The sequence below is a fragment of the Paraburkholderia sp. MM5496-R1 genome, from assembly GCF_050436205.1.
Lineage (GTDB): Bacteria > Pseudomonadota > Gammaproteobacteria > Burkholderiales > Burkholderiaceae > Paraburkholderia > Paraburkholderia tuberum.
In genome coordinates, this window is record NZ_JBNDLT010000001.1 from 1,038,192 (window position 1) to 1,052,987 (window position 14,796).

The following is a 14,796-nucleotide window of genomic DNA, read 5'->3' on the forward strand; positions in this document are numbered from 1 at the left end:
TTACTCTTATCGCGAGACTACTCCCCATACGCGGGCCGCCTGCAGCGACTTCTAGCAGGCCGCGGCAAAGCACTCAGCCACCGCCGGATAGCGGTCCCGTCATCTCGCTTCTTCAGCCTCGCCCCACCAGTGCTCGCATCAGACCCACCGACGCGGCGCATGCGCCACCACCCGGTACGCGAAAGTCCAAACCGCAACACACTCGGATGCTGCACCGCACACGCGAAGCATTCCGGCTGTGTATCAATCGCAGCGGGGCATTGAGAGAGCATTTTCGCTGCATCCGCAACAACTACGACGGTTGGTTCTCAGCTTTATTTTCGTCTTCGTTGCTTGCCCGTGCATTGCGGCTTTTCGAGAAGATGTGACCAGAACCAAGCCAGGTTCACACTCCAATCCTTACCGTGAGCAGACATACGTTTTACACAAACCCTTCATATTATTTCGCTTGTTTTACTAAGTCTTGCCCCACACAAGCGGTTGCCGATACAACTAACAAAGGGTCCCCACATGTCATCGCATCACAAAATGCGCCCAGCGCTTTGTCTAACGTCCGTTGCCGCTGCCTGCGTGCTCGCAGCTTGCGGCGGAAATTTGGATAGCCCCTCTGCCAGCAACAACAACGGTGGCACGACCGCCGGCACGACTTACTCGGGCGTGGTCGCCGCAACTGCCTTCGTCCCGGGCAGCTCGAGCGGCAACCCGACCTTGAAGGCCGGCTACTACTCTGGCGCCACCGTGTTCGTCGATGCCAATGGCAACGGCGTGCTCGACAGCGGCGAAGCCTCCGCGAAGACCGACAGCAGCGGCCATTTCTCGTTGACCACGACCGCCACGGGTCCGCTCGTCGCTGACATCACGACCTCGGCCACCAACACGGCATCGGCCGCCAAGGTCGCCAGCCACCTGATCCTGCGCGCTTCGGCCGACCAGATCGCCGACCAGGGCGCCACCAAAGTCGTGATCAGCCCGATGTCGAGCGAAGTGCAGCGCCTCGTCGAAGCCAACGGCACCAAGTACGCGACCGAGAAGGCTAATCTGTCGACCCGTCTGTCCGGCCCGGCATTCAACAACGCCTCCGTGACGGTTCCCGCCGGCGACGTCCTGGCCGACGCCAATACCCTGTCCGGCGCCGAGCAGTACGCGGTGCTGTTCGAAGAAAACGCACTGACGAACCGCTACACGTACGCCACCACGAAGCTCGATCGTGGCGACAAGTACCCCGATGCGCTGGCCGTTGCCGGTGGCGACCCCACCCTGACCGGCGTTTCCGGCATCACCGCTGGCGAAACCATTCCGACGGATACGCGTAAGGCGATCACCTTCGCACAAGCCCAGCAGGCTGCGTTCAACGTCGAAGCGATTCCGCGTTACGACAACGTCTTCGTGATCATGCTGGAGAACAGCAGCACGAACCGCGTCAAGGGTTCGGCGTACATGCCGGCGGTCAACTCGATGATCACCAACGGCAACTACTTCTCGACCTACTTCGCGACCGGCAGCCCGTCCGAGCCGAACTACACCGCCCTGGGCGGCGCCGACGACTTCGGTATCGGCGACGACAACTGGTGGGGTTGCGCCGCGACCGGCGCCAACGCCCCGACGGACAAGGCTTTCGCCGGCGGCACGGCTTCCGACGGCCAGCCCCTGCCGTCCCACGTCGCGCTGACGCCGAACGACCCGATCATCGGTACCACCGCCGGCGGCGCCACCGTGGCCGTTGGATCGCTGCTGTCCAATTACACGACGGCCGCCAACAAGGCGTGCTCGACGGACGGCACCGGTTCCGTCGCCAACCACAACATCATGAACGCGCCGAACCTGTTCACGCAGATTTCGAGCGCGGGCCTGACGTGGCGTACCTACAGCGAATCCATGAACCCGGGTCAGGATCCGCGCGCCGACAGCCTCGGTGACACGGGTGTATCGCAGGCCTACAACCAGACGGACGGTAGCATCACCGTGACGGGCACGCCGTTCGCCATGCCCGGTTCGCTCTACAAGACCAAGCACCATCCGGGCATGGCCTATCAGAACGTGCGTAACCAGCCGGAGTTCTTCGCGAACAACCGCACGATCTTCGGTACCCAGTACTACACGAACGCGGCCGACCTGACCAACACCACGCTCTACAAGGTTCCGACCGGCTACAACGTCGACCAGTTCAGCACCGACCTGGCTAAGGGCGACATCGGCACCCTGAACTTCATCATGCCTGACCAGTGCGATGACCTGCACGGCACCGGCAGCGACGGCACCTGTAAGGACAGCGCGACCGCCTCGGGTACCGTTCCGGCTCACGCGCTGCTGACCCGCGCCGACTACTACACCAACGCGGTGGTGCAGAAGATCAAGGCCTCGCCGCTGTGGCAGAACAAGCAGCGCAACGTTGCCATCGTGGTCATGTTCGACGAAGGCAATGGCGCGTCCAACGGTGCCGGCAGCTCGTGCTGCGGCTGGGACGTGGGTGGCAAGGCTACGCAGATGCAGAACGCGGACGGCAGCTGGACTCCGGTTCAGGCGAAGTACGGCAACGGCAACAAGGGCCATGGCAACTCGATCTTCGTCCTGATGACCAACCAGCAAGACGTGGGCTCCGCGCCGAAGGGCGTCGCCGACAGCGATACGTACAGCCACTTCTCGTTCGTGCGCACGGTGCAGGACATGTTCCAGCTTGCCGACCCGGCTGTTCCGACCTCGTACGCCAACCGTTCGAAGTACACGGAGTCGTACATTGCGCAGAACATCGCCAACCTGCCTGAGTACGCTGGCAGCGCCGACACGCACTACGACGCGGTTCGTCCGATGAACCACGCCTACGTGATTCCGGCCGGCTACACGCAGAAGTTCCAGACGGGTGACGTGAGCGATCCGGCGCAAGTTGGTCCGGACGCGACCCAGAAGAACCTGTGGGCGACGAAGTAATAAAAAGCACTAAACGGTAAGCACGCGCAAGCGTGCCATTCATCAGGCAGTAGCCTGCGTGGGGGAGCGGTTCGGCCGCTCCCCCGCGAGCTGTTTTATCGAACAAAGCGGGGGAGTAGCGATGCGCAAGGTTTATGCGGGGGCGCTGTATGTCATCTTGTCGACACTGGCCGCTTGCGGGGGCGGGGGCTCGTCACAGTCTGCTTCGACGGACGCAGGCACGGGCTCCACGGGCTCCTCGGGCTCCTCGGGCTCCACGGGGTCGGCGCCCACGAGCAAGCTGAGCGCTGCGGCCCAGATCGGTCAGCAAATGTTCTTCGACAAGAACCTGTCCGGCGGCAAGAACCAGGCATGCGCGAGCTGCCACGATCCGGCGTATGCCTACGGCCCGCCCAACAGCCTGGCGGTGCAGCTGGGTTCCGATGGCGTATCGGAAGGCCAGCGCGCGGTTCCCTCGCTGCGCTACAAGGCCATGACGCCCGCCTACGACGACAACGCCTCGAACCCGGACGGCATCACGGCGAACGCGCCGGGCGGCGGATTCATGTGGGACGGCCGCGGCAAGACGCTGGCCGACCAGGTGGCGCTGCCCCTGCTCAATCCCATCGAGATGAACAACGCCTCCAAGGACGCGGTGGTGCAGGCGGTAAAGAGCTCCTCGTATGCCGCACAGTTCACGGCGGTGTACGGCCCGGCCGTGTTCGGCGATACGGACACGGCGTTCCAGGACATCGGACTCGCGCTGCAGGCCTACCAGAACGAGGACCCGAGCTTTGCGCCGTATTCCAGCAAGTTCGACCTGTATGCGAACAACAAGATCGGCGGCACGTTGACGCCGGCCGAATTGCGCGGCATGAACCTGTTCAACGATACCGATCACGGGGCCGGCTGCGTGGCCTGCCATTTCATGGGCGCCAACTTCAACGGCTCGAACGCGCTGGGGACCGACTTCACCTATCAGGCGATCGGTGCGCCGCGCAACGACACGTCGATCCCGGACAATCCGAACCCCATCGCGGCCAACCTGAACGCGAGCTACTACGACATGGGGCTGTGCGGCCCGATCAATAACGGCAGCTATGACAGCCACACGCCGCTTTCGGCCACCAGCGGCGCCGGCCCGGACCCCTTTACGGGCGTGAACAACCCGGATCCGTATTGCGGCCGCTTCAAGGTGCCGACGCTGCGCAACGTCGCCGCGCGCAGCGCCTTCTTCCACAACGGCGTGTTCCATTCGCTGGAGCAGGTGGTGCGCTTCTACAACACGCGCGACACCAACCCCGAGTACTGGTATCCGTCCACGGGTGGCGATTCGACCAAGCTGACCAGCAACCCGGGCTATGCGCTGCAACCCACCTATGCAGCGGGCGCGACGGTGAACATGTTCAACGATCTGCCGGCCGCCTACCAGGGCAATATCGACGAGGAACTGCCGCTGGGGCAGGGCCAGACCGACGCGGGCGGCACCACGGCGTTGAACGGTGCGCAGCCGCGTGCTGTCCATTCGGCGCCGCAACTGTCGGATCAGGACGTGCAGGACGTGATCTGCTTCCTGAATACTTTGAGCGACGGCTACCAGCCTCCCGCGACCCAGCCCACGAGCGGTAGCTGCGTGAATTGATCTCTTTGAATACTTGAACTATCCACGATGATGCATTTTTCGAATCCGGTGCGCGGCACTGCCATTGCGGTTTCCCTGACGGCGTCGTTCCTGCTGGGCGGTTGCCAGAACAAGGCCGAGCCTACCGCGGAGAACTTTACCAACACCATCACGCACTACCTGGCCGATCGCGGCCACCTGTGCGTGGCGAAATACGATTGGCCCATCCACGTGGCCGATCAGGACATCGTGGTCACGCATTCCCGCGATGCGCTGCAATTGCCGGTGATGGAAAAGCTGGGCCTCGTCAAGAGCACCGTCATGACGGTCGAGCGCACTGGCGAGGACGGGGCCAGGATCGAGGCGCCGGGACGCGAGTATGTGCTGACCGACGAAGGCAAGCAGTTCTACCTGCACAAGCCGGTGGTGGTGGCGACGCCCGGCAAGACGGTCACGCACGACGCCGATTTTTGCGTGGCCACGCTGACCCTGGACAAGGTGGTGGGCTGGGAGCCGCCCCAGACTCACGACGGCGAGACCAGGACCTCGGTGCTCTACACCTATAAGATCGACCCGGCGCCTTTTGCCAGAACTCCCGAGTTCCAGCGAGTGTTTCCCATGGTGGCGCGCGTGATTGAAGGCGCGGCCACCATGCAACTGCGCGAAGGCGTGCGCTTGACCAGGGACGGCTGGGTAGCGGAAGAATATCTCGTTCGATGATCGTTGAGTTCGCCGACGCCGTGCTCCGAGGCGATCGTTCCCGCACGTGGGCCGGTCCATGCCGCTGCGCCAGGACCCCAGGTGCACCCTTACGGCGTCCTCGCTGGACTCAGCCCCGTGCTCGCAAAATAGATCACGAGAAAATACAGCAGCACATAGAGCGCGTAGGTCTGCCCGTTGCCGGTATAGACGCGGCGTATCCGAGCCGCCGCCACGAGCGCGAAGTGCGATATGCCGCGCCAGAACATCTGCGCGACCGGCGGCACCGTGCGGCTCAGGATCGGCCGGTAGAAGTGGTAAAAATCCGGGGCGTTGCGCGCATTGCCGCGGCGGCTGCGGTAGTACAGCACACCGAGCCCGAACACGATCGCCGTGACGATCAGCACGACGATCACGACCGGCGTCGGATTCCAGAACCCGTAGATGCTTTCGAGCGACATGCCGCCCCACACCAGTGTCGCCGCGAACTGCGGATCGATCGCGGCCGACACCGGTTCGAGCAACACCTTCGGAAAGAACGACAGGACCACGATACCGACCACGAACAGCAACTGCGGCACCAGCAGCATCACAGGCGCTTCGCGCACCTGCGGCCGCTGCGGCGGGCGCGGTTTGAGGAAGACACCGTTCAGCAGGCGCAGCATGTACAGAAAGCCGGCGCAGGTCGCGATCAGCCCGCACACGGCGAGCCCGTACCAACCCTTGTCGGTCATTGCGCTCAGCAGCAGCCATTTGCCGCCGAAGCCCATCAGCGGCGGCAGGCCCGACATCGACACCAGCGCGATCACGACCATCGCGAACGTGAGCGGCATCTCGCGCGCGAGGCCGCCCACATCGGCGAAGTTGCGCGTGCCGGTGCGCGAGATCACGCCTGCGAGCGCGAGGAACAGGATGCCCTTCACGAACATGTGATTGGCGACCAGATACAGCGCGGTGACCCAGCCGAGATGGCTCATCAGGCCGATCGCGGCGACGATATAGCCGGTCTGGCTCATGCTCGAGAGCGCGAGCATCCGTTTGAAGTCGTTCTGCCGCAACGCCATCAGCGCGCCGAACAGGGCCGTCAGCATGCCTATCCAGGTCATCGCGTGCGCGAGTTCGAGGCCGACCTCCGAGCGTATCGTCAGATAGGTGCCGATCAACAGGCCGAACATCGCGACCTTGCTGACCACCGCCGACAGCATCGCGGTCACGTCGTCTTCCGCTTCGGTGTAGGCGCCCGGCAGCCATACGTGCACGCCGATCGCGCCGGCCTTGATCAGGAAGCCCGCCGCGAGCAGCACGAACGCGCGGTTCGCCTCCGGTCCCGAATGGATCAGCGCCGACAGCGCGATGCTGTCGTCGATCGCCGCGACGTTGGCGAAGCCCGCCAGCAGGAAGAACGCAGCCAGCAGCGAAAACAGCAGGAAGGTCAGCACGTGCGGTCCCGCGCGCCGGCACTTCGCGATCAGGAAGCACGACGACAGCGTGATGATTTCCCAGCTATAGAAGAACTCGAGCGAGGTGGATGAGCGCAGCAGCGCCGGAATCGACAGCGACAGCACGACGAGCATCGGATAGAAGCCGGCGCGCACGTCGTCGCGATAGAGACTCGCCGCTGCGATCACGAGGCTGCCCGCGAGCAGCAGCCAGGCGAACAGTCCGGCGATACCGCGCGAGCCCTCGCAGAGCAGACTGCCGATCAATCCAATCGCGATCACCGCGAGCACGCCTTTCGCGCGCCCCGGCAGACGATCGGCCGCATAGAACAGCGCACCCGCCGCGAGCGGCGAGAAGATCCACGCCGACACGACGCCCGAGAACACGGCTGCCATGTAGGCCGCCGCGATCAGCAGCACGGCGACGCCGAACAGCGGCAACAGCGCGGCGATGTTCGGCCGGGCTTTGGCCTCGAGCTCGGACGGAGCCAGCGCGCGCACGAACCAGTGGAACATATAACCCGCTTCGAGCAGCGAGCCGGTCAGGATCAACACGATCCAGTACGGCTTGCCGGCGGCGGTCAGGCGCATCACGAGTTCCCACTTCGCCCAGAAGCCGGGGAATGGCGGCAGTCCCGCAATCGCGACCAGGAAGAGGCCGAGCAGGCCGATCAGCAACGGGCTGCGCGACAGGATCGCGCGTGCGTCGTCGCCGTGCCGCCGCAGCACGCCGATCAGCCAGAACAGCCCCGCCTTCGCGAACAGATGGTTGATGAAGAGCCCGCCGACGACGAGCGGGATCGATGCGTCCGCGCCGATCTGGCGCAACAACGCGAGCGACAGCATCAACAGCGCCATCTGCCCGATCGACGAATAGCCGAGCAAGCGTTGCGGCTTCGTCTGCTTGATCGCGAGCAGGTTCGAGAACAGGAACGTGACGCCGCCCGAGACGGCGAGCAGCGTCAGCAGGCCGTCGAACAGCGGCAGCAATTTCAGCAGCGCGAAAAACACGCCCGCCGATACGCCGACCGATACCATCGCGCCGACGCCGCTCGGCGCGGTCTCGTAGACGTCGAGCCCCCAGCCGTTGGCCGGAAACGGCTTCAGCTCGATCACGAGACTCGCGAACACGAGCAGGATCGCGGTCGTGCCGATCGGGCCGCCGAGCTGGTCGCGCAGCGACAGCAGTTCGTCGATGTTCAGCGTGCCGCTCACGTAGTAGAGCAGCACCGCGCCGAGCAGAAAGAGCGTCGACGCGATCACGGTCGCAAAGATGTACTTGAACGCGGCGGCGAGCGCGGCGGGCGTGCGCTCGAGCCCGAACAGGCCGTATGTCGCGATCGACACGATCTCGAGAAACACGAACAGGTTGAACAGGTCGCGAGTCATCACCATGCCGTCGATGCCCATCACCAGAATCAGGTACAGCAGCAACGCCGCGTAGTTGCCGCGCAGACGGTCCCACAGATGCCATGCGCCGAGCAGCGCGACCACATTGACGCTGAACGTGAAGAAGCCTTCCCACAAGCCGAAGCGCAGATTGATCGACACCGGCGGCAGCGCGCCCGCGGTCAGCACCTCGATCGTGTCGCCGCCGTCGAGCAGGCCGTAGAACGACACGCCGGAGACGAGCACGATGCCGCACAGCGCGATGAAAAAGCCGAGCGTGAGCCATGGCTTGCCGAGCCGGTACAGCAGCGGAATGGCGAAGCCGCCGCCGAGCCCGAGAATGAAAATGTGCAGCGGATGAAACAGCGCGGCTACCATTTCGACTCGGTGAAGGCGTCGATGGAAAGCGTCTTTCTGGCGGCATGAAGACGGATCGCGAACGACAGCATGATGGCGGTGACCGATAGCCCGATCACGATCGCCGTGACGACGAGTGCCGACGGAATCGGATCGATCGCGCGGTGCGCGGCGGCGGATTTGCTGAGCGCCGCATCGATGATCGGCGCGGTGCCGCCCGTGACGTAACCGGTCGCGACCATCACGATGTGCAGGCCCGTGTCGATCACCGCGAAGCCGATGATGATGCGCAGGATGTTGCGGTGGGTCAGCATGCCCCACAGGCCGATCAAGGAAAGGCAGAAGCCCGTGATCAGCAGGATCTTCGAAACCGGGATGCCCGTGCTCATGCGCTCTCCTTCTCGTTCAGCTTCTGAACCGGTCGATGATGACACTCAGCTCCGCGCCGACCTTGACGCCGAGCAGCGTGGAAATCAGCGGGATCGCGCCGGCGCTGAAGAACGCGCCGAACTCGCCGCGCGGCAGAAAGCGCGGGTCGAGAAAACCGCCCGCGAGCACGAGGCCGAGAATGCCGATGCACACGTAGATCACGCCCGCGAGTGACTCGACGACGCTCAGCAGCGCGACGTTCAGCGTCGAGCGGGGCCTCGCGAGCAGCATCAGCATCACGGCGGACGCGACGATCGCGCCGCCCTGGAAACCGCCGCCCGCCGACAGATGGCCGTTGACGATCACGTAGCCGCCGAAGGTGAGGATCATCGGCAGCAGCACCTGCTTGCCGGTATGTACGATCTCGCCGGCTGGGCGGCGCGCGGGCGCGGATTCGTCTGCCGCAGCGGCGGAAGTCGCGTTGCTTTCCTCTTTCAGCAGCACCCCGACGCTCGCCGCGACCATGAACAGCACCGCGACTTCGCCGAGTGTGTCGAAGCCGCGAAAGGTGATCAGAATGCCGGTCACGATGTTCGGCGCGCCGAGTTCGAGCGGCCCTCTGACGACGTAGTACCAGGCGAGCGGGCGCAGCGCCTGCAACTCCGTGTAGCCGCCGACCAGCCGCCAGAACACGACCGCGAACAGCAGCACCGTCAGCAGCGCAAACGCGCGACGCATCATGATTCGGCCTCCCCGGCGGTGCGCCCGCCTTCGTCGGCGAGTGCGTCGGTGATCGTGGACGAGGTCATCGGCGTGCGGATCAGCCAGGCGGCGCGCGATAGCGCATGCGAGGACACCGGGTTGGTCAAGAGCACGAAGTAGATCAGCAGGATCAGCCGGAAGGTCCAGTTCGGGTGATAGAACGCGAGGCCGATCAGCACGAGCATGTTGCCGAGCGTCGACGCCTTGGTGCCGGCCTGAATGCGCGTATACGCATCCGGCATGCGCAGCAGCCCGAGGCCGGCGGAGAACAGAAAGACGGCGCCCACCAGGATGAACACGCTGCCGATCAGTTCGAACATGCGCTAGCCCTTCTGATAACCGGTTTTGCGGATCGCGTACAGAAAGATGAAGGTCGCGAGTCCGGAACCGATCGCGGCTTCGGCCATCGCGACGTCGGGCGCGGCGAGCAGCAGGAAGGCTATCGCGGCGAACAGGCTCGCGAGCCCCGAGCTCACCATCGCGGCCAGCAGATTCTTCAGGCAGACGGCCAGTACGCCGCTCACGAGGATGCTCGCGCACATCAGCAGCAGGAGCAGTTCGAGCATGGCTCACAGCCCCCCTTCGAGAAAGCGCGCAATCGCGAGCACCGCGAGAAAGCTCAGCAGTGCATAGACAAGTGCGACGTCGATATAGACGAAACGACCGGAGACTTGCGCGTACAGCGCGATCAGCGACAGCGAGACGACCGTCAGCATGTCGATCGCGACGATGCGGTCGACGAGGGTCTTGCCGATCACGAGACGGATCACGCCGAACAGGATCGCGAAGAAGATCAGCACGGCGGCGATCCGGAGCATGATCTCAGCCAAAGACTTTCTCCAGATGCTTTTCGAACGGTGCGACGAGTGCCTCGGTCGCTGCGTCGATATCGGTCGTCTTCACGTCGAGCCAGTGAATGAATAGTATGTCGTCCCGAATATCCATGACAAGCGAGCCCGGCGTGAGCGCAATCGAATTGGCGAGCGCGAGACGGCCAAGCGGTGTTTGGAGGCGCGTGCGAACCTTGACGATGCCCGGCTTGATGTCGATACGCGGCGAGTACACCAGCGCCATCACGTTCAGATTGGCGCGCACGAGCTCGACGACGAAGGTCGCGCTATACGCGGCGAAGTGATACGGTGCGCCTGGCGTTAGACGTAGGCGCTGCCATGCTTCGCTCGACGATACGAAGACACGCGCGATGACGAAGGTAATGACGAGACCGACGAGTGCGGGTTCGACGGCGAGCGATGCATTGGCGATCATCCAGATGACGAACAGGACGACCCAGAGGCCAGGCATTCCCCGAGGAACGAACGACGACACCGGTTTTCCGTTGTTCGCAGCCATGTCATCGGTTCCTCAGGAGGCCTTGCGGAAAATTCTAAGTGACAACTTATGGCAAAGCAACCGGCGCACGGTTGTCCGCTGGTGGTCGTTTTGTGTGCGTCAATCCGCGCGGCGCTTATCGGCTGCTCATCGAGTGAATTACTGTCATTGCGATCCGTTCAATAAAATGGCGCGCGAAAAGCCGACGCCGATCCGCGCGCATTTATTTTGAAACAGACTGCGTTGCCGCGATAAGACGCGACGTTGAATCTCTAAGCGGCGCCGTACCGTTTTTTAATCACCTGTGACTGATCGGAATCTGGAAGTCTTGTCACCAATCTATGCGCGCGCTGCATAAATTGATTTTTTTAATGAATTTGCGCCGGCGACCAGATCCCGGTCGAATGTCGGGTTTCGCGCGGTTTGAATTTTCTTCAAATGACCAATAAGGAGCAACCATGAAAGCCATGCTGGCAACCCTGACGATTGCGCTGCTGGCCGTCTCGTCCGGAAGCGCAATCGCCAAGGATTGGTCGACCGTGCGGTTCGGGGTCGACGCGAGCTACCCACCGTTCGAATCGAAAGCCGCCGACGGCAAGCTCGTCGGCTTCGATATCGATCTCGGCAATGAGATCTGCCGCCGGCTCAACGCGAAATGCGTGTGGATCGAGAATTCGTTCGACGGCATGATTCCCGCGCTGAAAGGCCGCAAATTCGACGGCGTGCTGTCGACGATGTCGATGACGCCCGCGCGTCAGGCGCAGATCGCGTTCTCGTCGAAGGTGTTCCGCATTCCGACGCGTCTGGTCGCGAAGAAGGGCTCGCCGATCGAGCCGACGCCGGAAGCGCTGAAGGGCAAGCGCATCGGCGTCGAGCAGGGCTCGATTCAGGAAACCTACGCGAAGACGTATTGGGAGCCGGCCGGCGCCGCGATCGTGCCGTATCAGGATCAGGATCTGGTGTATTCGGATCTGCTTGCCGGCCGTATCGACGCGTCACTGCAAAACGCGGTGCAAGCCGATATCGGCTTTTTGCGCACCGCGCGCGGCAAGGACTTCGGATTTGCCGGCAATCCGCTTTACGACGCGAAAACGCTCGGCAGCGGCACAGCGATTGGTTTGCGTAAAGAAGATACCGATCTGCAGGAAAAGATCGACAAAGCCATTGCCGAGATCCGCGCCGATGGCACTTACGACCGCATTGCGAAAAAGTATTTCGATTTCGACGTGTACGGTCAGTGAGCCGAGGGCGCGCCGCACGTGACCAGTTTCGACCTGGCACTCGCGCGGCCCGACACCTAAACTTGTGTCATGACCGTCCTGAGCCGTGCTGCGGCAAGCCGGGATGCCCGAATCGGTTGCAACCGGCGCCTCACGCGGCGCTGCAGGTTTCCGCTTACAAAAGTAAGCGGGCAGGGGACGGCGCAATGCGGCCACCGGCTCGCGTGCGGATCGCCTTGCGCACACGGCGCGATCCGCATTGGGGGGCACCGACATGCACGGCTTTCAGATCACGTTCTTCACCCAGCAGGGGCGCAGCCATCATGGCAAGCCGCTTGCCGACTGGCTCGTGCGTCTCGCGAGCGAACTCGGCCTGCGCGGCGCGACCCTGATCCCGGCTAGCGAAGGCATCGGCCATCATCATCGCATTCACTCCGCGCACTTCTTCGAGCTTGCCGATCAGCCGTTGTCCGTCGTGATGGCGGTGACGAGCGACGAAGCCGATCGGCTGTTCGATCGACTGCGCGCGGAAGGTTTGCATCTGTTCTACGTGAAGACGACCGCCGAGTTCGGCGTCGTCGGCGAGGCCGACGGGGCTTGAACGACCGGGCCTCGATGGCAAGCCCCACGCCTCGCTCGTCCAGGCGACGAAGTCGGCCGCCATGTCGGAGTCGGTGCGTGCTTCCAGCTTGCCGCTGCGGCACGCGTGGCGGAACACCTCGTAGTCCTGCTCGACCTGGTCCGCGTACGCGCGCGAGTAGACGCGCGCCCGGTGTGGCTATTGGGCATGGCGCATGCTTCGCTGCAAGAGCCGAGTCATCCCAGGGAGAGCGAATCATGCGGCAGGTTTCGGCAAACATGCTGATCGCGCTGTCGGCCGTTGCGTTGCTGGCGGGCGCATCCGGCTGCAAGCGGACGGCCGAGAATGGCGGTATCTCGACGGGCCAGGCGAGCAGCGGTGTCATGAGCAATTCGGCGAGCCCGCGCGGCACACCGGGCGATAGCGACGCGGCAAATCGTGCGAACGCCGAGGCGGGCGCGGCGGCGAGCGCAGCGCCCGCCGCGAGCGACGCCGCGTCGGTCCACAGCACGCCGGCGAGCACGGCGTCCGCGACGCAGTAAGCGTCGGTTAGGCGCGGCGGCGCATTGGTCGCCGTTCCATGCGCGCAGGCTTGCTCTCGGTCCCGCGCATGGCGACGCCGCGCGCAGCAGGCGCAGCCTTCCTGGCAGACATGACTCATTGAAAGACGGACCGGACAGGTAGTTGCGCCGCGGCGAAGCGGCGCTCGCGCGCGCGCGTGATATGGAACGCCGGCCCGCTTCAATGCTATGCCGTGGGCTCCTCGTGCCGCACATTGACCATCCAGGGCACGCCGAAGCGGTCGATCAACGTGCCGAAGCCGCTGGTCCAGAAGGTCTGCTGGAATGGCATCGTGATCTGTCCGCCGTCCGCCAGCGCGTTGAAGTACTTTTCGCCGGACGCCTGGTCGTCGGCGGTGACCGACAGGCTGAAGCCCGCATGCACGGCATTGCCGCCGCGGCAATCGCCATCCGACATCAGCACGTGCGTGTTACCGATGACGAGCGTCGCGTGCAGGATCTTGTCGGCGTGTTCGGGCGCCACCGGACGAGCGGGATCGGGGGGCGCGTCTTTCGCGCGCAGCTTCAGCAACTCCTGCGCGCCGAGCGCCGAACGATAGAACTCAATGGCTTCCTCACAACGGCCATTGAAGAACAGATAGGGCTGGATTTCCATGCTGATTTCCTGAGACGGGCGAGGGTCGGGCGGACGATTCTATCAGCGCGATCTCGCGGACGGACGGCCGTCGAACCTGGGATGCATCGTTCGCCCCACGATGAAGCCACACACCTGATGCTCTACAGCGTATCCCCGCATCAGGCCTTCCCGGCATGACTCCCGCCATTGGCCGGATAAGCCTCCTGCAACGCGATCGAGCCTGTCTCCAGCAGCGATTTGAGGTTGGACATGATCTTCGGCCAGCCACCCGACACCGCCTCGATGAATTTCGATGGATCGCGCTCGATCGTATGCGTGAGCGTCAACTTGACCGCCGTTCCGCTCGGTTCGAGCTCCATCGTGCAGCGCGAATCGCCTTCGGCCTGCAACTCGGGACGAATCTGGTGCTGCCAGCGGATCACCAGACGCCGCGGCGGATCGGCCTCGACGATCTCGCCCGCGTCGAAAATCTGGCCGCCGCTCGACACGAGTTTCCACGACGAGCCCGCCGTCCATTCGCTTTCGCAGTGCATGCCGAACCAGTACTGCTTGATGAACTCCGCGTCGGTGAGCGCCGACCACAACTGTTCCGGCGTAGTGCGGATATAGGTCACATAGACGAACGTCGATCTAGTCATTGCCTTTCTCCAGGCGTCGTTTCAGGGTCGAGAGCGCCTTCAGGCGCGGCTTTTCGAACTTGGCAATCCAGCGCTCGTAGATCTGCTGCAGCGGCACCGGATTGAGGAAGTGCAACTTTTCGCGCCCGCTGCGTACGGTAACGACGAGGTTAGCCGCTTCCAGCAGGCCCAGATGCTGGGTCACGCCTTGCCGCGTCATGTCGAGGTGGTCGCACAGGTCGTTCAGAGTCTGGCCGTCGTGCGCGTGCAGCACATCCAGCAGCTTGCGCCGGCTCGGATCGGCGAGGGCTTTGAATAGCAGGTCGGTGTCGTCGGGGCGCTCGGCCATGAA

Annotated in this window: 16 protein-coding genes; 6 read left to right on the forward strand and 10 right to left on the reverse strand. The window is 63.7% G+C overall.

Going from position 1 to position 14,796, the window contains the following annotated elements; translation table 11 throughout:
• Window positions 1-510: 510 nt before the first annotated feature.
• The 3 genes from OKW38_RS05125 to OKW38_RS05135 all read left to right on the forward strand — a co-directional run bounded on the left by OKW38_RS05125 (window position 511) and on the right by OKW38_RS05135 (window position 5,245).
• Window positions 511-2,925, forward strand: coding sequence for an alkaline phosphatase family protein (locus OKW38_RS05125; protein WP_429360290.1), 2,415 nt, complete (start codon window positions 511-513; stop codon window positions 2,923-2,925).
• Between the two features lie 121 nt (window positions 2,926-3,046).
• Window positions 3,047-4,546 (forward strand): cytochrome-c peroxidase, encoded by a 1,500-nt coding sequence (locus OKW38_RS05130; protein ID WP_429360699.1) that lies wholly within the window; start codon window positions 3,047-3,049, stop codon window positions 4,544-4,546.
• 27 nt (window positions 4,547-4,573) lie between these two features.
• Window positions 4,574-5,245: a hypothetical protein gene (locus tag OKW38_RS05135; protein ID WP_429360292.1), complete on the forward strand. Its 672-nt coding sequence runs from the start codon at window positions 4,574-4,576 to the stop codon at window positions 5,243-5,245.
• A gap of 89 nt (window positions 5,246-5,334) precedes the next feature.
• Here the strand turns inward: OKW38_RS05135 and OKW38_RS05140 are convergent, their stop codons facing one another.
• The 7 genes from OKW38_RS05140 to OKW38_RS05170 are packed head-to-tail and all read right to left on the reverse strand — an operon-like array spanning window position 5,335 to window position 10,890.
• The gene (locus OKW38_RS05140; protein ID WP_429360294.1) at window positions 5,335-8,430 is read right to left on the reverse strand and encodes a complex I subunit 5 family protein; all 3,096 of its coding nucleotides are present in this window, start codon (window positions 8,428-8,430) and stop codon (window positions 5,335-5,337) included.
• Window positions 8,424-8,798: a sodium:proton antiporter gene (locus tag OKW38_RS05145; protein ID WP_090810587.1), complete on the reverse strand. Its 375-nt coding sequence runs from the start codon at window positions 8,796-8,798 to the stop codon at window positions 8,424-8,426. The genes OKW38_RS05140 and OKW38_RS05145 overlap by 7 nt, the downstream gene beginning before the upstream one ends.
• A 16-nt stretch (window positions 8,799-8,814) precedes the next feature.
• A complete protein-coding gene (locus OKW38_RS05150) occupies window positions 8,815-9,519 on the reverse strand; it encodes a Na(+)/H(+) antiporter subunit B (protein WP_184059171.1) in 705 nt (234 codons plus the stop codon).
• Complete coding sequence (gene mnhG / locus OKW38_RS05155) at window positions 9,516-9,860, reverse strand: monovalent cation/H(+) antiporter subunit G (protein WP_429360296.1); 345 nt, start codon at window positions 9,858-9,860, stop codon at window positions 9,516-9,518. Before mnhG ends, OKW38_RS05150 begins: the two co-directional genes overlap by 4 nt.
• 3 nt (window positions 9,861-9,863) lie before the next feature.
• Window positions 9,864-10,106 carry a hydrogenase subunit MbhD domain-containing protein gene (locus OKW38_RS05160; RefSeq protein ID WP_018422732.1) on the reverse strand — a complete coding sequence of 81 codons (243 nt, stop codon included), beginning with the start codon at window positions 10,104-10,106 and terminating at the stop codon, window positions 9,864-9,866.
• Window positions 10,107-10,109: 3 nt separating this feature from the next.
• The gene (locus OKW38_RS05165) at window positions 10,110-10,370 is read right to left on the reverse strand and encodes a monovalent cation/H+ antiporter complex subunit F (RefSeq protein ID WP_090810581.1); all 261 of its coding nucleotides are present in this window, start codon (window positions 10,368-10,370) and stop codon (window positions 10,110-10,112) included.
• Window positions 10,363-10,890 (reverse strand): Na+/H+ antiporter subunit E, encoded by a 528-nt coding sequence (locus OKW38_RS05170; RefSeq protein WP_429360298.1) that lies wholly within the window; start codon window positions 10,888-10,890, stop codon window positions 10,363-10,365. The genes OKW38_RS05165 and OKW38_RS05170 overlap by 8 nt, the downstream gene beginning before the upstream one ends.
• A gap of 437 nt (window positions 10,891-11,327) precedes the next feature.
• Here OKW38_RS05170 and OKW38_RS05175 point away from each other — a divergent pair, with 437 nt between their 5' ends.
• From OKW38_RS05175 to OKW38_RS05185, 3 genes are all read left to right on the forward strand, one after another.
• Entirely contained in the window at window positions 11,328-12,110 is a 783-nt protein-coding gene (locus OKW38_RS05175; protein WP_184023501.1) for an ABC transporter substrate-binding protein, read from the forward strand.
• Window positions 12,111-12,363: 253 nt separating this feature from the next.
• Window positions 12,364-12,690, forward strand: coding sequence for a DUF190 domain-containing protein (locus tag OKW38_RS05180; RefSeq protein WP_090811812.1), 327 nt, complete (start codon window positions 12,364-12,366; stop codon window positions 12,688-12,690).
• A 236-nt stretch (window positions 12,691-12,926) separates the two neighbouring features.
• The gene (locus OKW38_RS05185) at window positions 12,927-13,211 is read left to right on the forward strand and encodes a hypothetical protein (protein WP_090810575.1); all 285 of its coding nucleotides are present in this window, start codon (window positions 12,927-12,929) and stop codon (window positions 13,209-13,211) included.
• 205 nt (window positions 13,212-13,416) lie between these two features.
• Here the strand turns inward: OKW38_RS05185 and OKW38_RS05190 are convergent, their stop codons facing one another.
• The 3 genes from OKW38_RS05190 to OKW38_RS05200 form a co-directional block, all read right to left on the reverse strand.
• Window positions 13,417-13,845 carry a VOC family protein gene (locus OKW38_RS05190; protein WP_184045223.1) on the reverse strand — a complete coding sequence of 143 codons (429 nt, stop codon included), beginning with the start codon at window positions 13,843-13,845 and terminating at the stop codon, window positions 13,417-13,419.
• A gap of 140 nt (window positions 13,846-13,985) precedes the next feature.
• Window positions 13,986-14,465 carry an SRPBCC family protein gene (locus tag OKW38_RS05195; protein WP_090810571.1) on the reverse strand — a complete coding sequence of 160 codons (480 nt, stop codon included), beginning with the start codon at window positions 14,463-14,465 and terminating at the stop codon, window positions 13,986-13,988.
• Window positions 14,458-14,793, reverse strand: coding sequence for an ArsR/SmtB family transcription factor (locus OKW38_RS05200; protein ID WP_429332558.1), 336 nt, complete (start codon window positions 14,791-14,793; stop codon window positions 14,458-14,460). The genes OKW38_RS05195 and OKW38_RS05200 overlap by 8 nt, the downstream gene beginning before the upstream one ends.
• Window positions 14,794-14,796: the final 3 nt, after the last annotated feature.